We start from the raw sequence: 19,488 nt of genomic DNA on the forward strand, positions 1-19,488 counted from the left end.
AGGCACCGTGAGCGAGGACGACCGGATCGCGGTGGTGGGGCTGGCCTGCCGGGTGCCCGGCGCGGACGACGCGCCCGCCCTGTGGCGCAACCTGCTGGCCGGCACGGTGTCGGTACGCCGGCTGGCCGCCGCCGACGGCACGCCCACCGGCCCCGACTGGGTGCCGGTGTTCGGCCGGCTCGACGACCTGGCGGGTTTCGACGCGGACCTGTTCGGCTACCCGGCCGGGCCGGCGGCGCTGCTCGACCCGCAGCACCGGCTGTTCCTGGAGGTGGCCTGGCGCGCGCTGGAGGACGCCGGCATCGACCCCGACCGCGACCCGGCCCAGATCGGTGTGTTCGCCGGCTGCGGCCCCAACCGCTACCTGCGTCACCACCTGCTGGGCAGCCCCGCCCTGCGGCCCGTCGCCGGGGACCTGGCCGAGGACTGGGACGACGCGCTGACCGGCGCCGACGGCGACTACCTGCCGACCCGCGCCGCGTTCGCGCTGGGCCTGACCGGGCCGGCGGTGGCGGTCCGGACCGCCTGCTCGACGTCGCTGGTCGCGGTCTGCCAGGCCGCGCAGAGCCTGCTGGACTACCGCTGCGACGTGGTGGTCGCCGGTGGCGCGGCGGTGGTGTCGACCCGGCAGGCCGGCTACCGCCTGCGGCCGGGCGGCCTGCTCGCCACCGACGGGGTGTGCCGCCCCTACGACGCGGCGGCCACCGGGCAGGTGTTCGGCAACGGCGCCGGCGCGGTGGTGCTCAAACGGCTCGCCGACGCGCGCGCCGACGGCGACCACGTGCACGCCGTGCTCGCCGGGTGGGCGGTGAACAACGACGGCGCGGACCGGCCCGGCTTCACCGTGCCGGGCGTGGCCGGGCAGGCGGCGGTGCTGGCGGAGGCGCTGGCGTCGGTGGGCTGGGACCCGGCCGACGTGGGCTACCTGGAGGGCCACGGCACCGGCACGCCGGTCGGCGACGCGATCGAGGTCGAGGCGCTGGTCCGGGCCCGGCGGGGCAGCCGGGCCCCGCTGCTGCTCGGCTCCGTGAAGGGCAACGTCGGCAACCTGGACGCCGCGGCCGGCGTGATCTCCCTGATCAAGACCGCGTACGCGGTCCGGACCGGCCAGGTGCCGGGCACGGCGCACTTCACCGGCGCGCACCGCGACGTCGACCTGGCCGCGGCGGGCGTCGAGGTCACCGCGCGGACCCGTCCGTGGGACGGGCCGCGGCGGGCCGGGGTCAGCTCGTTCGGCCTCGGCGGCACCAACGCGCACGTGCTGGTGGAGCAGGCGCCGGCCGCGAGCGACCGGGACGGGCCGGCCGGCGCCGACGGCGAACGGGTGGTGCTCGGCCTGTCGGCGGGCAGCCCGACCGCGTTGCGGGAGCTGGCCGGCCGGCTGGCCGCGCGGCTGGCCGAGGGTGACCTCACGGTCGCGGACGTGGCGCACACGCTGGCGGTGGGCCGGCGGCGGCTGGCCCACCGGGGCGCGATCGGCTGCGCCGACGTGCCGGAGGCGGTCGCGCAGCTCACCGCGTTCGCCCGGGGCGGGCCGGTGGCCGACGACGCGGCGACCCGGTCCTGGCGCGACGGCGGCGACCTGCCGGTGACGCGGGGGCGGCGGGTGCCGCTGCCCGGCTACCCGTTCCAGCGGAGCCGGCACTGGATCGAGGCGACGCGGTGACCGGCCCCCACCTGCCCTATCCCGAGGTGTGCCTGCCCGACCTGGTCGCCGGGCACGCCGCCCGGCGGCCCCACGCGCCGGCCGTGACGCAGGGCGACCGGACGCTGAGCTACGCCGACCTGGTCGGCCGCGCCGCCGCCCTCGGCGCGTCGCTGCGCGCGGACGGCATCGGCCCGGACGACCTCGTGGGCGTGTGCGTGGACCGCCGCCCGGACCTGGTGGTGGCGCTGCTGGGCGTGCAGGCGGCCGGCGCCGGCTACGTTCCGCTCGACCCGGCGCTGCCGGCGCCGCGGCTGCGGGAGCTGGCCGCCGAGGCCCGCCTGCGCGTCGTCGTGGGCGCGCCGGCCGCCGCGCCCGACGTCTTCGCCGACCGGACCGTGCGGGACGTGCCCACCGCGCCGGCGCCCTGGCAGCCGACGCCCGCCACGCTGGCCACCACCGCGTACGTGATGTTCACGTCGGGGTCGACCGGGCGGCCCAAGGGCGCGGTGATCGAGCACCGGGCGCTGACCGAGGCGGTCACCGGCATCGCGGAGTTCTCCGGCTTCGGGCCGGCGACCCGCTGCCTGGCCTTCGCCTCGATCGGGTTCGACGCGTCGGTGGCCGACCTGCTCGCCCCGCTCGCCGCCGGGGGCACTGTCGTGCTGGCCGGTGACGCCGAGCGGGCCGACCCGACCCGGCTGTACCGCGTCTGCGCCGAGCAGGACGTCGACGTGGTGGTGCTGCCGCCGCCGGTCCTGCCGCTGCTGGACCCGGCCCGGCTGCCCGGCGTCCGGCTGGTGATGACCGGCGGGGAGGCGACCGGCCCGGAGCAGGTCGGCCGCTGGACCGCGGGCGGCCGGCGGTTCGTCAGCGTCTACGGCCCGACCGAGGCGACCGTGCTGGTGACCTGGTTCGAGGGCAGCGGCGTGTGGACCCGGCCCATCCCGATCGGCCGGCCGGCCGCCAACCACCGCATCCACCTCGTCGACGACCGGTTCCGCGAGGTCGGTCCCGGCGAGATCGGCGAGGTGCTGGCCGGTGGACCCGGTCTCGGCCGGGGCTACCTGTTCGACGCCGCGCGCACCGCCGAGCGGTTCGTCCCGGACCCGTTCACCGACCGGCCCGGGCAGCGCCTCTACCGCACCGGCGACCTGGCCCGCTGGCTGCCGGACGGGAACCTGGAGTTCCTCGGCCGGGCCGACCGGCAGGTCAAGATCCGCGGGCAGCGCATCGAGCTGGGCGAGGTCGAGGCGGTGCTGCGCCGTCATCCCGACGTCGACCTGGCCAGCGTCCAGGCACGCGGCGGCCCCGGCGGGCCGCAACTCGTCGCGTACGTGGCGACCGGCGTGGACGTGGCCGAGCTGCGCGCCCACTGCGGGCGGTTGCTGCCGGCGGCGGCCGTACCGGCGCTGATCCACACCATGCCCGCGCTGCCGGTCACCATCAACGGCAAGATCGACGTCGACCGGCTGGCCACGCTCACCGCCACCGCGCCGCAGCCGGCACCGCCCGGCGAGGCGCCGGCCACCGACACCGAACGCCTCGTCGCGCAGGCGTGGTCGACGCTGCTGGACGCCCCGGCCGTCGGCCGCGACGCCGACTTCTTCCACCACGGCGGACACTCGATCGCGGCGATGCGGCTCGTCGCCGACCTGCGGGAGCGGCTGGGCCGGGACGTCGCGATCGAGGACGTGCTGCTCGGGCGGACGCTGCGCGGCATCGCCGCCCGCGTCGACGCCGCCGCCGGGACCGGCCCGGCCGCCGCCGTCCGGGGCCGGCCGCCGGCGCTGTCCCCGGCGCAACGCCGGCTGTGGTTCCTCGACCGCTACTTCCCGGCCGCCGCGTCGGCCTACAACGTCGCCTTCGCCGAACGGCTCACCGGCGGACTCGACGTCGCGGCCCTCGCCGCCGCGCTCACCGCCGTGGCGGACCGCCAGCAGATCCTGCGCTGGCGCATCCCCGACACCGACGGCGAGCCGTACGCCGTGGTCGACCCGCCCGCGCCGGTGCCGCTGCCGGTGCGCGACCTCCCCCCGGGCACGGACCTCGCCGCGCACCTCGCGGCCGGCGCGGCGACGCCGTTCGCGCTGGCCACCGACGCGCTGTGGCGGGCCGAGCTGATCCGGACCGGCGCCGACGAGCACGTGCTGGCCGTCTACGCCCACCACGCCGTGTTCGACGGCTGGTCCCAGTCGCTGTTTTACGCCGACCTCGCCACCGCCTACCGCGCCGCGCTCGGGCACGGGCCGCCGCTGCCGCCGCTGCCCGCCACCTACGGCGACTACGTCGCGTGGCGTGAGGAGCGCTCCCGGCGTCGCGCCGCGTCCGACCTGGACTGGTGGCTGGCGCACCTGAACGGCGCGCCCGTGGTGGTGGAGCTGCCCGGGGGACGGCAGCGGCCGGCCGAGCAGACGTACCGCAGCGCGACCGTCGGCACCCGGCTGGACCGCGCCGCGACCACCGCCCTCACCGACCTCGCCGCCGCGCTCGGCGCGACCCCGGCCGCCGCCGTGCTGGCCGCGTTCACGCTGGTGCTGGCCCGCCGCACCGGCCTGCCCGACCTGCTCGTCGGCACCCCCACGGTGGACCGGCGCGTGGTCGACTTCGCGCCGATGGTCGGGTTCTTCATCGAGATCGCGCCGCTGCGGCTGCGCCCGCTCCCCGGGGCCGGCTTCGCCGCACACGTCCGCGCCGCCTGGGCGGAACTGCTCGACGCGCTCGCGCACCCGGAGGCGCCGGTGGAACGCGTCGTCGGCGGGCTCGGCCTGGGCGGCCTGCTGGACCGCAGCCCGCTGGTGCAGGTGCTGTTCAACATGTACACGTTCGACGAGCCGAAACTGGACCTGGCCGGCCTGACCGGCGAGCCGGTGCCGGTGGCCGCGCCCGGGTCCCCGTTCGACCTCACCCTCTACGGCGTGACCCGGGACGGGCAACTCCGGGTGGAGATCGTGTTCAACCCGGACGTCTACGGCGGCGACCTGATGGCGGCCGTGCTGGACGGGGTCGAGCGGGTGCTGCGCGCCGGGGCCGCCGACCCCGAGCGGCCGGTGTCCCGGCTGCCCGCCTGGGCGGAGATCCCCGCCGGGAGGCCGGGCGAGGTGCCCCGGGCCGCGCCGGTCACCCGCGCCGCGCGCCGGCCGGGGGCGACCGCCGCCCGCCCGGCCACCGCCACCGAGCGGCGGATCGCCTCGGTCTGGTGCGACGTGCTCGGCGTGCCCGAGGTGGCCGCGACGGACAGCTTCTTCGACGTCGGCGGCGGCTCGTTGGCCGTCGCCGTCGTGCAGCGGCAGCTCAACCGGCTGCTCGGCACCGAACTGCGGGTGGTGGACCTGTTCCACCACCCGACCGTCCGCGCGCTCGCCGCGCACCTGGACAGCGGCCACGCGTCCGCCGGGTCGCCCGGCGACACCGCCGAGGACGCGGCGGTGGAACGGGCCGCCCGCCGGGGCGCCGTCCGCCGCCAGCGGGTGCTGCGCCGGGCCGTCGACGGGCCGGCCGGGGCGGGTGATCCGGAGTGACGCACCTGGTCCCCCTCGGCGACACCGGCTGGTCGGTCTGGCGGGACGTGCTGCTGCGCAGCGCCGGGTTCCCCGCCGACGGCCTGGACCGCTTCGCCGCACCGGACTGCGCCGACGCCGCCGACCGGCACCTGGCCGGCGACCTGGACGCGTCGGCGTTCACGGCCGCGTACGCCGACACCACCCGGGCGGCGTCGGCGGCGGTGTGCGGCATCGCCGCCGACCCGCTGTTCCGTGAGGCCGTCACCTGGCAGAACCCGGACGTGCTGGTGGCGCTGGACGGGCTGGTCCGCGACGGCCCGGACGGGCCGCGCAACGTCCGCCGCCGGGGCCGGGAGAACGTCGTCGCCGGCTACTGGCAGCGCTACGTCGCCAAGTGCGAGACCATCGGCTTCTTCGGGCCGGTGTGCTGGGGCGCGGTGGCGCCGGGCCCGGCCACCGTCACCGCCCGGCCCGGCCCCGGCCTGCTCCGCCGACGCGTCGTCCACCTGGAGCACTGGGCGCTGTCCGCCTACGCCGACCGGCTGGCGGCGGACCCGCTGCTGCGGTCGTGGCTGGCCCCGAGACTGGCGCCGCACGCCCACCTGGACGGGCGGATCGTGCACCGGCCCGCCCAGCGGCCCATCCCGGTGTCGCTGACCGAGTCGATCGCGCTGGCCCGCTGCGACGGACGCCACCCCGCCCGGGAGATCGTCGACGGCCTGGTCCGCGACGAACAGGCCGGCGTGCGCCGGGCCGAGGAGGGGTTCCTGCTCCTCACCCACCTGACCGAGCGGGGGCTGCTGCGCTGGGACTTCGACCTGCCGCCGGGCTTCGCCGCGGAGGCGGAGCTGCGCGAGCGGATCGACGCCGTCGGGGACCCGGCGGCCCGGGAGCCGGCCCGGGCCGGACTGGACCGGCTCGCCGCCGCCCGCGACCGCGTCGCCGACGCCGGCGGTGACCCCGCCGCGCTGGCCGCCGCGCTGGCCGCCCTGGACACCGAGTTCACCGGGCTGACCGGCCGGCCGCCGCGCCGCCGGGCCGGGCAGAACTACGCCGGGCGGGCGCTGTGCCACGAGGAGACCGTCCGCGACGTCGAGTTCACCGTGGGCAGTGACCTGCTCGACGCGCTCGCCCCGGCGCTGGACCTGCCGTTGCGGGCCGCGCGCTGGCTCACCGCCGAGCTGGCCACGGCGTACGGCGACGCGCTGCGTGACCTCCACGACGACCTGAGCGGCGACGGGCCGGTCCGGCTCGGGGACCTGTGGTTCGTCGCCCAGGGGCCGCTGTTCGGCCCCGGCGACCGGCCCGCCGACCGGGTCGCGCGCGAGTTCGCCGCCCGCTGGGAACGGGTGCTCCGCCTCGCCGACCTGCCCGCCGGCACCGCGCGGTTGGCCTTCGACGCGGCCGAGCTGGCGCCCCGGGTCGCGGCCGAGTTCCCGGCGACCCGCCCCGGCTGGAGCGCGGGCCGGATCCACAGCCCGGACCTCCAGCTCGTAACGGAGTCGCCCGACGCCGAGTTCGTCGCGGTGCTCGGCGAGCTGCACGCGGCGTACACGACGTTCAACGCCGAACTGTTCACCCACTGCCATCCCGACCTGGCGCGGCTGCGCCGGGCGTACGCGGCGGACCTGGGCCCGGCGCGGCTGCGCCCGGTCTACCCGGTCGACTTCCCCCGGGTCGGCGGCCGGTTGTCGGCGTCCCTGTTCGGGCCGGACGACCACCGGCTCGCGTTCGCCGACGCCCCCGGCGCGGGCCGGGACCGGCTGGTGCCGGCCAACGCCGCCGTGGTCTGCGAGGTGGACGGCGTGCTGGTGGCGACCGGCCCCGACGGCACCCGCTGGCCGCTGGTCGAGGTGTTCTCCGACCTGATCGCGGTGCACGCCGGCGACGCGTTCAAAATCATGACCGAACGCCTGCACAGTCCCCGGGTCACCGTGGACCGGCTGGTGCTGGCCCGGGAGACGTGGCGCACCACGGTCGGGGCGAGCGGCCTGACCGACGTCGTCGACCCGGCCTGGCGCTACCTGGCGGTCCGCCGCTGGCGGGCCGCGCTGGGCCTGCCGGAGCGGGTCTTCGTCCGGGCGGCGACCGAGCTGAAACCCGAGTACGTCGACCTGACCAGCCCGCTCTACGCCAACCGGCTCTGCCTGACGCTGCGCGCGGCCCGGCGGGCGGGCGGCGCGGACGTGCCGGTCACGGTGACCGAGCTGCTGCCCACGCCGGCGCAGGCGTGGCTGCCCGACGGCCGGGGCCGCCCCTACGTCAGCGAGTTGCGTCTGCACATCCGCGACGCCGCCGAGCCGGAGGTCATGCCGTGACGAACGAGACAGTGGAGCCGATCGCGATCGTCGGGCTCAGCCTGCGCGTGCCGGGCGCGTCGTCGGCGGAGCGGTTCTGGCGCAACCTGGTCGACGGCGCCGAGTCGTTCACCCGGTTCAGCCGCGCCGAGCTGCTGGCCCGGGGCGTCGCCGCCGACGAACTCGACGATCCGGCGTACGTGCCGGTGGCCGCCGTGCTCGACCAGGTCGACCAGTTCGACGCCGGCCTGTTCGGGATGAGCCCGCGCGACGCGGAACTGGCCGACCCGCAGCAGCGGCTGTTCCTGGAGCACGCGCACGCCGCGCTCACCGACGCCGGCTGCGACCCGGCCCGCTACGACGGCGAGATCGGCGTCTACGCGGGCGGCAACGCCGACCTCTACCAGTGGCTCAACGTCCGGCGGAACCCGCGCGCGCTGGCCGACGCCGGTGAGCTGCGGGTGTCGTTGGGCAACAAGCCGGACTACCTGGCCAGCACCGTGTCGTTCCGGCTCGGCCTGCGCGGCCCGGCGATGACCGTGCAGACCGCCTGCTCGTCGTCGCTGGTCGCGGTGCACCTGGCCAGTGAGGCGCTGCGCAACGGCGAGTGCGACACGGCGCTCGCGGGCGGCGTGTGCGTGGAGCTGCCGCACGCCGTCGGGTACGTCGCGGACGAGGGCTACACCTCCGCCGACGGGCACTGCCGCCCGTTTGACGCCCGCGCCGACGGCACCGTCTACGGCAGCGGCGTCGGCGTGGTCGTGCTCAAGCGGCTCTCCGACGCGCGTGCCGACGGGGACGACATCCGGGCGCTGATCATCGGCAACGCGGTCAACAACGACGGCGCGACCAAGGCCGGCTTCACCGCGCCCAGCGTCACCGGCCAGGTGGAGGTCGTCGTGCAGGCCCTCGCGGTGGCCGGCGTGGCCTCGCGCTCGGTCAGCTACGTGGAGGCGCACGGCACCGGCACGGTCCTGGGCGACTCGATCGAGATCGCGGCGCTGACCGCGGCGTACGGGCGGCGCACCGCCGAGCGGGGCTGGTGCGGGGTCGGCTCGACGAAGGCCAACATCGGTCACCTCAGCGCCGCCGGCGGCGTGGTCGGCCTGATCAAGACCGTGCTGTCGATGCGGCACCGGCTGATCCCGCCCAGCATCAACCACGACCGGCCCCACCCGGAGATCGACTTCGCGGCGAGCCCGTTCTACGTGGTGTCGACGCTGACCAAGTGGGAGCCGGAGGAGCAGCGCCCGCTGCGGGCCGGCGTCAGCTCGCTCGGCCTCGGCGGCACCAACGCGCACCTGGTGCTCCAGGAGGCTCCGCCCGGTGTCCGCACCGAACCGGACGACGGCGGCGGCGAGCTGCTCCAGGTGTCCGCCGCGACCCCGGCCGCGCTGGCGGCGGCGTGCGCCGGGCTGGCCGCCCACCTCACCGACCAGCCGGAGCTGGCGCTGCGCGACGTGGCGTACACGCTGCGGGAGGGACGGCCGGCGTACCGGCACCGGGCCGCGGTGGTCGCGGTGGACCGGGTCCGGGCGGCGGCTGCCCTGGCCGACCCGCGCCGTCGGGCCGACGGGGACGCGGCGGACCCGCCCCGGGTGGGTCTGCTCTTCTCCGGCCAGGGCTCGCCGTACCCGGGAATGGGCGCGGGCCTCGCCGCGACCGAGCCGGTCTTCGCCGCCGCCGTGGGGGAGTGCGCCCGGGTGCTCGGGCGCGACCCGCACGAGCTGATCGTCGGCGCCGGACCCGGCGCCGACGAGCGGCTGGCCGAGCCCGAGGTGCTGCAACCCGCCCTGTTCACCGTCGGGTACGCGCTGGCGACGCTGTGGCGGCACTGGGGCGTCACGCCCGCCGCGATGATCGGCCACTCCGTCGGCGAGCTGGTGGCGGCGACCGTCGCCGGAGTCTTCGACCTGCCCGACGCGGTGCGACTCGCCGCCGCCCGGGGCCGGCTGGTCCGGGCCGCGCCGGAGGGCCGGATGCTCGCCGTGCAGCGTGGCGCCGACGAGATCACGCCGCTGCTGCCGGCCGGGGTCGCGGTGGCGATCAGCAACGGGCCGCAGACCTGCGTGCTGGCCGGCGCGCCGGAGCCGGTGACCGCGTTCGCCGACACGCTGCGCGGGCGCGGCATCGGCTGCACGCCGCTGCGCACGCCGTACGCGATGCACGTGCCGCTGCTGGAGCCGGTGCGCGACGAGTTCGCGGCGCTGGTGGCGGCGGTGCCGCGCCGGGCCCCGACGGAGCCGGTGTGGTCGGCGGCGACCGCCGCGCCGTTCACCGACGCGCAGCTCACCGACCCGGCGTACTGGGCGGAGCAACTGTGCCGGCCGGTGCGCTTCGGGGCCACGGTGGCGGCGCTCGCGGCGACCGGCCAGGCCGACGGGTGGCTGCTGCTGGAGTGCGGCCCGGGCCGCCAGCTCGCCGGGCTGGCCCGGCTCAGTCTGCCGCCGGGGGCCCGGGCGCCGCTGCGCACGCTGCCCGCCCCGGGGGAGCGGCTGACCGACCGGCAGACCGCCCACGAGGCGGCCGGCCGGTTGTGGACCGCCGGCGTGCCGGTCCACCTGCCGACGCCCGGCCGGCCGCGCCGGGTGTCCCTGCCCGGCTACCCGTACCAGCGGACCCGGCACTGGATCGACCCGGCGCCGCCGGCCGTGGCGGCGCCCGCCGCGCCGCCCGTCGACCGCCGCCACGACGACGGCGTCGTCGAGGTCCCGGTCTGGCGGGAGCTGCCCGCCCCGGCGCCCGCCGAGGTGCCGGCCGCGCTGCTGCTGTTCGCCGCCGGCCCGCGGGGCACCGCACTGGCGGAGCGGCTGCGGGAGCGCGGCGTCGACGTCACCGTGGTCCGCCCCGGGCCCGCCTTCGCGGTCCACCCGGACGGCTACCAGGTGCGGCCGACAAGCGTCGCCGACCACCGGCGGCTGCTCGACGAGTGCGCCGACGACGACCGCGCCGGCCGGGTCGTGCACGCCTGGCCGCTCGACGGTGAGCCGGCCGGCTCCGACGTGGCGGCCGTGTCGGCGGCCCAGGAGCACGGATACCTCGCGCTGCTGACGCTGCTGGAGGCGCTGCCGGACACCGACGTGGAGCTGGACGTGGTGACCGCCGGGGTGGCCGACGTGACCGGTGCCGACCTGCTGCGCCCGGAGCACGCCACGGTCGCCGGGGTGGTGCGCTCGGTGCCGTTGGAACGCCCGCGGCTGCGTGGTCACTGGATCGACGCCGACCCGGGCGAACCCGCCGTGGACACGCTGGCCGACGAGCTGCTCGGCGTCGACCGGGCCGAGGCGGTCGCGCTGCGGCTCGGTGGGCGTCGCTGGATGCGCGAGTTCGCGGCGGTCCCGGCCGGCGCGCGGGCCGGTTCCGCGCCGGCCGTCCGGGACGGCGGGCGGTATCTGATCACGGGCGGCCCGGGGCAGGTCGGCGGCGCGTTCGCCGCCGAGCTGGCCCGGCATGGCGCGCGGCTGGTGCTGGTGAGCCGCGCCACCGCGCCGCCGGCCGCCCGGATCGAGGCGCTGGAGCGGGCGGGCGCCCGGGTGCGGCACCTCACCGCCGACGTGGCCGACCCGGACGCGATGCGGGCGGTCCGCGCCGAGGTGCTGCGCGACCTCGGCGGTCTCGACGGCATCATCCACGCCGCGCGGCGGCCGGACACCGGCCCGGTCGCCGGGTCACGGCTGGCGGAGGCCACCGCGGAGCTGCGGCCGAAGCTCACCGGCACGCTGGTGCTGCGCGAGGTCTTCGGTGACCTGCCGCTGGACTTCGTGGCGCTCAGCGCGTCGGTGACCGCGCTCGCCGGTGGCCTGGGCCGGGTCGACGACACGGCGGCCAACGCGTTCCTCGACGCGTACGCCCGCGCCCCGCACGGCTGGCCGACCCGCGTGGTGGCGCTGGCCTGGGGCGCGTGGCAGGAGGACGGCGTGCCCGACCACGACGGGTTGCCCGCCGCGGCGGCCACGGCGGCGGCGCGGCGGGTCCTCGACGCGGGCCGCGCCGGCTCGGTCGCGATCGGCGCGTACACCGTCGCCGCGGTCGCCGGCCACGAGCGGCGGCTCGCCTCGGTCACCGCCGCGACCACCGCCACCGCGACCGCCGTCGACGGCGACCTGACCGCCACCGTCGCCGGGATCTTCCGCGACGTCCTGGGCGTCGCCGAGGTCGGCCCGTACGACGATTTCTTCCGGCTCGGCGGCACCTCGTTGGTGGCGGCGCACCTGGTGCTGCGCATCCGCCAGGCCGTCGGCGCCCGGCTGTCCATGCGGGTGCTGTTCGACGCGCCGACCGTCGCCGCGATGGCCGCCCGGATCGAGGCGCTGCGCGCCACCGGGCCGGCCACGGCGGCGGAGGCGCCGATCCCGCGCCTGCGCCGGCCGGGGCGGCCGGCGTGACCGAGTCGCGGCAGGACCTCACCCCGGTCGACGGCGTCTACCGCGCCGCCGCCTCGTACGCCCAGGAGCGGGTCTGGTTCACCGCCCAGCTCAGCCCGGGGCAGCCGCTGTTCACGATGACCGACGCGGTCACCCTGCCGGCCGGGGCGGGCCCGGAGCAGGCGCTCGCCGCGCTGCGGACGGTCACCGAACGGCACGAGGCGCTGCGCACCTCGCTGTGCCTGGTGGACGGCGAACTCCGGCAGGACATCCACCCGAGCGTGCCGGTGGAGCTGCCGGTGACCGACCTGTCCGGGCTGCCGCCGCCGGAGCGGGAGCGGGCCCGCGTCGGGATCGTCGCCGAGTACGCCCGCCTCGACCTGCCGATGGACGGCCCGCCGCTGTGGCGGGCGCGGCTGCTGCGGCTCGACGCGGACACCTGGTGGCTGCTCTTCGCCGGCCACCACGTGATCCTCGACGGCACGTCGCTGCTCAACCTGCGCGCGGAGCTGACCGAACTGTGCGCCGCCGCGGTGGCGGGCCGCGCGCCGGACCTGCCCGACCTGCCCGTCCAGTACGCCGACTACGCGGCCTGGGAACGCGACCGCCTCGACGGCCCCCGTTGGGGCGAGCTGCGCGCGCACTGGCGGGAGACGCTGGCCGGCCTGCCCACCGTGCACGGGCTGACCACCGACCGCCCGCGCCCGCCGACGCGCGCGTTCCACGGCGCCGACGTGCGTCGCCCCCTGCCCGACGGCGTGGCGGAGGCGTTGCCCGAGCTGTCCCGGCAGACCGCCGCCACCCCGTTCATGGTGCAGCTCGCCGCGTTCGTGGCGTTGCTGCACCGGCTGTCCGGCAGCGACGACGTCGTGGTCGGCATGCCGGTGGCCGGCCGCGACCGCGCCGAGCTGGAACCGCTGCTGGGCATGTTCATGAACATGGTGGTGCTGCGCGTCGACGTCTCCGGGGATCCGCCGTTCCGGACGCTGGTCCGCCGGGTCCGCCGGGTGGTGCTCGACGCGTGGGACCACCAGGACATGCCGTTCCAGAAGCTGGTCGAGGAGCTGGCGGTGCGGCGCGACGCCGGGGTGCCGCCGCTCTACCAGGTGACGTTCCACCACCTGCCGACCGGGCGCGGCGCGGCGTTCGGCGGCGCGATGGACGACCTGTCGCTGGAGATCGCCGGCGACGAACTGCGGCTGGAGTACGACACCGCGTTGTTCGAGCCGGCCGGCATGGCCGCGTTCGCGGACCGCTACCTGCTGCTGCTCGCCGCCGCCGTCGCGTCGCCGCAGACCCGGGTGGGCGCGCTGCCGGTCATGTCGGACGCCGAACGGGACGTCGTGGTGGCCGGCTGGAACGACACCGCCGCCCCGGTGCGCCGCAGCACCCTGGCCGAGTTGTTCGACGCCCAGGTCCGGCGCACGCCGGACGCGGTGGCGCTGGTCGACGGCGACACCCGGCTGACCTACGCCGAGCTGTCCGCCGCCGCCGACCGGGTGGCCCGGCGGCTGACCACCGCCGGGGTGGGGCCCGAGTCGGTCGTCGCCGTCCACGAGCCCCGCTCCAGCCGCCTCGTCGCCGGGCTGCTCGGCATCCACCGGGCCGGCGCGGCGTACCTGCCGCTGGACCCGGACCATCCGCCGGAGCGGCTGGCGTTCATGCTGGCCGACGCCGGCGCGGAGGTGCTGCTCGCCGACGAGGTGCCGACCGGCCTCGCCGACGCGGGCGTGGTGCTGCCGCTGACCGGCCCGGACCGGCCGGTGCCGCTGACCGGCCCGGACCGGCCGGGACCGGTGCCGGGCCGCGCCGCCGGGCCGGGCAACGCGGCCTACGTGATCTACACCTCCGGGTCCACCGGGCGACCGAAGGGCGTGGTCAACGCGCACGCCGGCGTGGTCAACCGGCTCGACTGGATGCAGGACGCCTTCGCGCTGGGACCGGACGACGCGGTGCTGCACAAGACGCCGATCGGGTTCGACGTGTCGGTGTGGGAGGTGTTCTGGCCGCTCGTGGTGGGCGCGCGGCTGGTGCTGGCCGCGCCGGGCGGGCACCGCGACCCGGCGTACCTGCGGGAGCTGATCGAACGCGAGCGGATCACCACCGTCCACTTCGTACCGTCGATGCTGGACGCGTTCCTGGCCACCGCCGACGCCGCCGACCTGGCCCGGTGCGGCTCGCTGCGGCGGATCGTGTGCAGTGGTGAGGAACTGCCGCTCGACCTCGCCCGCCGGGCCGTGGCCGCGCTCCCGGCGGCGTCGCTGCACAACCTCTACGGGCCCACCGAGGCGGCGATCGACGTGACCGCCTGGGCGGCCACCCCGGCCGCGCTGGCCGCTGTCACCCGCGTGCCGATCGGCGGGCCGATCCGCAACGTGCGCGCCTACGTGCTCGACCGGGCCATGCGGCCGGTGCCGGTCGGGGTGGCCGGACAGCTCCACCTGGGCGGCGTGCAGGTGGCCCGGGGCTACCTGCGCCGCCCCGGGCTCACCGCCGACGCGTTCCGCGCCGATCCGTTCGGCGCGGCCGGCGGGCGGCTCTACGCCACCGGGGACCGGGCCCGCTGGCGGGCCGACGGCACCCTGGAGTACCTCGGTCGCCTCGACGACCAGGTGAAGCTGCGGGGACTGCGGATCGAACCGGGGGAGATCGCCGCCGTGCTGCGCGAGCAGCCGGGCGTCGGCGCCGCCGCCGTCGCGGTACGCGGCACCCCGCCCGCCGGCCAACGCCTGGTCGCGTACGTGACACCGGCGGCGGGCGCCGGGGCGGTGGACCCGGCGGCGCTGCGGGAGGCGCTGCGGCGGCGGCTGCCGGACTACATGGTGCCGTCGGCGTTCGTGCCGCTGGACGTGCTGCCGCTGTCCGCCAACGGGAAACTGGACACCGCCGCGCTGCCCGACCCGGTGCCCGACGGCGGCGGCACCGCCGCGCACCGCCCACCGGTCACCCCGGTCGAACGGGCCGTCGCCGCCGCCTGGCAGGACGCGCTCGGCGTCACCGACGTCGGGCTCGACGACGACTTCTTCGCCCTCGGCGGGCACTCGCTGCTGGCGATCCGGATGCTGGCGACGCTGCGCGCGGCGTACGGGCCGGTCGACGTCGGCGTGATGGACCTGTTCCAGCACCCCACCGTGGCGGGGCTGGCCGCGCTGATCGACGGTCCGGCCGACGACCGCCGCCGCCCGCTGCTCTACGAGCTGACCCGGCCGGCGGAGCAACGGGTGCGGTCCTACGTGTGCGTGCCCTACGGCGGCGGGCTGGCCAGCATCTACCAGCCGCTGGCGGACGAGCTGCCGCCCGGGCACACGCTCTACTCCCTGGCCGTCCCGGGGCACGACGTCGGGGTCGACGACACCGAGCTGCCCTTCGACGAGCTGGTCGAGCGGTGCGTGGCCGAGATCGAGGACCGGGTGCACGGCCCGCTGGTCCTCTACGGCCACTGCGTCGGCGGCGCGCTGCTGACCGGCATCGCCCGGCGGCTGCACGAGCGGGGCCGGCCGATCGAGGCGATCTACGCCGGCGGCGTGTTCCCCACCGCCCGGCCGGACAACATGCTCGGCCGGCTGGTCGACTGGGTCGACTCGCGGGGCGCGGACCGGCGCTACGAGACGTTCCTGCGCTCGATCGGCGCCGAGTTGGCCGGGCTGGACCAGGCCCAGGTCGACCGGTTCGTCCACCACGTGCGGCGCGAGGCGGCCGAGGCGCAGGAGCGGTTCACCGCCTGGCTGGACGCCGAGCCGGTCCGGGTCCCCGCGCCGGTGATCTCCGTCGTGGGCAGCCACGACGTGCTCACCGAGTACCACGAGGAGCGCTACCGCGAGTGGGACTTCCTCGGCGGTTCCACCGCCCTGGTGGTCCTCGACCAGGCCGGGCACTACTTCGTCAAGCAGCGGGCCCGGGCGCTCGCCGAGGTGCTCACCCACCCGGGTCTGTCCGCGCCGGGCACCGCGCCGGCCCCGGTCGCCGGTGACGGCTGGGAACTCGCCGCGACAAGCGCCGACCCGGCCGCCGTCGAGGCCGGGGTGCAGCCCGGCGTACGCCGGTTCCTGGCGCTCACCGCGAGCCAGCTCGTCTCGGCCACCGGCTCGGCGCTGACCCAGTGGGCGGTGCCGGTCTGGGTCTACCTGAGCACCGGCTCGATGCTGTGGTTCGGCCTGTCCGGGGTGATCGCCTACCTGCCGGCGCTGCTGGCGCTGCCGGTCGCCGGCACCGTCGCGGACCGGTTCGACAGGCGTCGGGTGCTGATCGCCGCCTGCGCGGTCGCGGTGACGGCGGAGGCGCTGCTGGCCACGCTGCTGTGGACCGACCGGCTGGGGCTGGCCGCCGTCTACACGCTGGTCTGCGTGCTCGGCGCGGCGTCGGTGTTCCAACGCATCACCTACCTGGCCGCGATCCCGCAGGTCGTGCCGAAGCGCTACCTGGGCCACGCCAACGGCATCGCCCAGCTCGCCGTGGGACTCAGCTCGCTGGCGGTGCCGCTGCTGGCGGCGGGCCTGCTCGCGGCCGTCGGCCTGACCGGGGTGCTGCTGATCGACATGGTGAGCTACACGGTCGCGATCGGCGTGCTCGCGGTGGTCCGCTTCCCCCGGCTGCTCGGCCGCCGCCGCAAGGAGCCGTTCCTGGCCGAACTGGTCGGCGGGGCGCGGATGGCGTGGGCGGAGCCGGGCTTCCGGGCCATGCTCGGCTTCTTCTCGCTCTACAACCTCTGCCTGGCCAGCCTGCTGCTGGTGCCGCCGATGGTGCTGGCGTTCGGCACCATGGGCCAGGTCGGCACCGTGGCGTTCGCCGAGGCGCTGGGCGCCGTCCTGGGCGGGCTGGCGGTCGCGGTCTGGGGTGGACCGACCCGACGCCGGATGCCCGCGCTCATCGCCATCGCGTTCGGGGTCGCGATCAGCCTGGTGCTCAGCGGCGTACGCCCGAACCTGCTGCTGATCGCGCTCGGCAGCTTCGGCGTGGGCCTCGGTCTGGGCCTGCACAACGGCATCTACCTGTCGCTCGTCCAGGTGAAGGTGCCGCAGCGGTTCCACGGCCGGGTGCTGGCGATCATCCAGACGCTGACCTGGGCGACGTTGCCGCTGGGCTTCGCCGTGCTGGTGCCACTGAGCGGTGCCGTGCTCGAACCGATGTTCGCCCCGGGCGGCGCCCTGGCCGGCAGCGTCGGCGCCCTGATCGGGACCGGCCCCGGCCGGGGGCTCGGGTTCGCGTTCGTGGTGTCCGGCCTGGCGCTGGCCGTGGTGGCGGCGGGCGCCTACGGCGTGCGCCGGCTGCGCCACTTCGACACCGAGACCCCGGACGCGCCGGCGGACGCGACGCAGTGGCTACCGCGGCGGCGCCGGGTCGACGATCTGTAGCCGCAGCTCCGAGGCGTACGCCCGGCCGGCCGCGTCGGTCAGCCAGGCGTCGCCGGGGCCGGGCAGCAGCTCGGTGACGGTCAACCCGACCCCGTGCCCACCCTTGGCGTGCGCGCCGCGCAGCAGCGTGCACAGCAGCCGGGTGTAGACACCGCTGGTCAGGTCCACGAAGGTGGGCTTGAGTTCGGTGTCGACCCGGACGAAGACCTGCTCGGGCAGGTCGAGCGCGCGCCGCCAGCGCCGCACCGCGAGGTAGCGCGCCCGCTCGCCCTTCACCGTGTGCAGCCCGGTCGCGCCGACCGTGGTGCGCCACGTCTCCCGCACCAGCACCAGGCCGTCCACGGTGACCCGGGGCGTGTGCCCGGCGTTCCCGGCCAGCTTCCACGTGTCGAACACCTGGTGGTCGACCAGCGGCGCGAACACCTCCAGCAGCGGCCACTGCCGCCCGTCGCCGGCGTGCGCCCGCAGGTCGCCGTCGGCGTCGGGACGCACCGTGAGGTCGGTGATCGGCACCAGGCGGTCCGGGTCGGCGCCGGGGGCGCCGGTGAAGCCGAGCTGCGCGTCGGCGGGCCCGTGCAGCCACTCCGCGATGCGGGCGGTGTGCCGGGGCCAGTCCACCGGGGCCAGCAGCCGCACCCGGCCCTCGGGCAGGTCGGCGCGCATGCCGTCGCGCAGCCGCCGCGGATCGGGGTGACCGTGGGCGAAGAAGTGCGTGTCGAACGCGGCCAGGGCCACGTGCAGCTCGCCGAGCACGACGGTGAAGTCGCCCCGCCGCAGCGCCGCCTCGTCCGGGGCGCACAGGTGCACGTCCGGGCTGTGGATCCGGGCGGCGGCCCAGCCGGGCGCGGTGGCGGGGAACGCGGCGGCGACCCGCGCGGTCAGCTCGGCGGCGTCGAAGCGCAACTCGCGGGCGTCGGGGTCGGCGTCGGCCAGCCCGAGCGCCGTCGCCCAGCGGGCCAGGAAGTCGGCGGTCACGGCGGCGCTGGGCGGGTCCGCCCCGAACACCACCGCCTGGGCGTGGAACCACAGGTCGGACAGGGGCACGTCCGGGCTCGCCGCGTCGGCCGACAGGTCGCGGTGGAGGGCGGCCAGCGCCTCGGCGTACGCGTCACCGATCGCCGCCGTCAGCCACCGCGCCGACAGCAGCAGCGGCTCCAGCGGGGCGAGCCGGCGCAGCAGCGCGTCGCCGAAGCGGATGTCCAGGTCACGTACGGTCTCCAGGTGGCACAGGGTGCGCCCGGCGTACACCTCGCCGGGCTGGTGCCGCGCCGGCCGGCCGGTCAGCTCGACGAACCGGCGCTCCAGCGTGGACATCGCCGCGGCCAGGGTGTCGGGGTCGTCGGCGGCGGCCACCGCGTCGCGCAGCGCGCCGACGTCGGCCAGCTCGCCGAGCAGCCGGGCGCGCAGCGCGTCGTCGCCGATCGCGGCGAGCTGGTCGCGCAGCGCGTCCTCGGCGGTAAGGTCGACCGGCAGGTCGAAGCCGATCCGCAGCACGCCGCTGCCGGCGAGCGCGTCGAGCTGCGCGTGCACGTCGGCGGCGCGACGGAAACCGCTGGCCGGGTCCGCGAGCAGCGCGGCGACGAGGTCCGCGACGCGCGGTCGCCGCCGGGCCAGCGCCAGCAGCGCGGCCGTCCCCGCCGGCAGCGCCTGCGGCGCGCGGTGCGGGTGCCGCAGCACCCGGTCCCGCAGCGTCAGCTCCGGCGACAGGCGCACCGGCAGCCAGTCGCGGACGCCGGCCGCGCGGGCGAACGCCGCGCCGAGCGCGTCCAGCCCCCACCGTTCCAGGAAGACCCGGTGGTCGCGGGTCAGGGCCGGACCCGGCCGTACGGTGGCGACCGGACCCGGACCGCCCAGCTCGGTCCAGCAGATGGGGCCGAAGAAGCCGACCGTGTCGTTCTTGAGGCAGTAGCGCTGCCAGTACTTCGCCACCACCTCCTCCCGGTGGCGCCGGCGCAGGTTGCGCGGGGCGTGCGGGCCGTCGCGCCGGATCGCGTCCACGGCCACCAGCACGGCCGGGTTCTGCCAGGTGAGCGCCGTGCGGAACGCGTCGTTCCCGGCGACGTCGTGAACCGCCCGGCCCAGCTCCGCGGCGGCGGCGTCGAACGCGGCGTCGAACGCGGCCTCGTCGCAGGCCCCGGCGAGGTGGGCGTCGGCGACGGCGGCGAGCGCGGGCGCGGCGAACCGTCGCATCCCGTCGGCCGGGAAGCCGGCCGAGCGCAGCAGCGCGGAACGCCAGACGTGCCACGGCGTTCCGGTCAGGGGCGTGAGATGCTCTCGGGGCATCCGGCAATGGTAGGCATCGACGGAACCGCGGCGGGACGGGCGAAC

The 19,488-nt window shown here is 77.3% G+C and carries 6 protein-coding genes; 5 read left to right on the plus strand and 1 reads right to left on the minus strand.

What is annotated here, in order from left to right:
* The first annotated feature begins 7 nt into the window (after positions 1-7).
* Genes VKK44_RS09650 through VKK44_RS09670 form a run of 5 tightly spaced genes read left to right on the plus strand, consistent with a single transcriptional unit; the run spans position 8 to position 17,160 of the window.
* The gene (locus tag VKK44_RS09650) at positions 8-1,666 is read left to right on the plus strand and encodes a beta-ketoacyl synthase N-terminal-like domain-containing protein (protein ID WP_343446527.1); all 1,659 of its coding nucleotides are present in this window, start codon (positions 8-10) and stop codon (positions 1,664-1,666) included.
* Positions 1,663-5,166 carry an amino acid adenylation domain-containing protein gene (locus VKK44_RS09655; protein WP_343446528.1) on the plus strand — a complete coding sequence of 1,168 codons (3,504 nt, stop codon included), beginning with the start codon at positions 1,663-1,665 and terminating at the stop codon, positions 5,164-5,166. The genes VKK44_RS09650 and VKK44_RS09655 overlap by 4 nt, the downstream gene beginning before the upstream one ends.
* A complete protein-coding gene (locus tag VKK44_RS09660; protein WP_343446529.1) occupies positions 5,163-7,466 on the plus strand; it encodes a lantibiotic dehydratase in 2,304 nt (767 codons plus the stop codon). Before VKK44_RS09655 ends, VKK44_RS09660 begins: the two co-directional genes overlap by 4 nt.
* A complete protein-coding gene (locus VKK44_RS09665) occupies positions 7,463-11,830 on the plus strand; it encodes a type I polyketide synthase (protein WP_343446530.1) in 4,368 nt (1,455 codons plus the stop codon). The genes VKK44_RS09660 and VKK44_RS09665 overlap by 4 nt, the downstream gene beginning before the upstream one ends.
* Entirely contained in the window at positions 11,827-17,160 is a 5,334-nt protein-coding gene (locus VKK44_RS09670; RefSeq protein ID WP_343446531.1) for a non-ribosomal peptide synthetase/MFS transporter, read from the plus strand. The genes VKK44_RS09665 and VKK44_RS09670 overlap by 4 nt, the downstream gene beginning before the upstream one ends.
* Here VKK44_RS09670 and VKK44_RS09675 read toward each other — a convergent pair.
* Entirely contained in the window at positions 17,128-19,443 is a 2,316-nt protein-coding gene (locus VKK44_RS09675; RefSeq protein WP_343446532.1) for a lantibiotic dehydratase, read from the minus strand. The two genes, VKK44_RS09670 and VKK44_RS09675, sit on opposite strands and share 33 nt — an antisense overlap.
* Positions 19,444-19,488: the final 45 nt, after the last annotated feature.

This window comes from Micromonospora sp. DSM 45708 (genome assembly GCF_039566955.1).
GTDB lineage: Bacteria > Actinomycetota > Actinomycetes > Mycobacteriales > Micromonosporaceae > Micromonospora.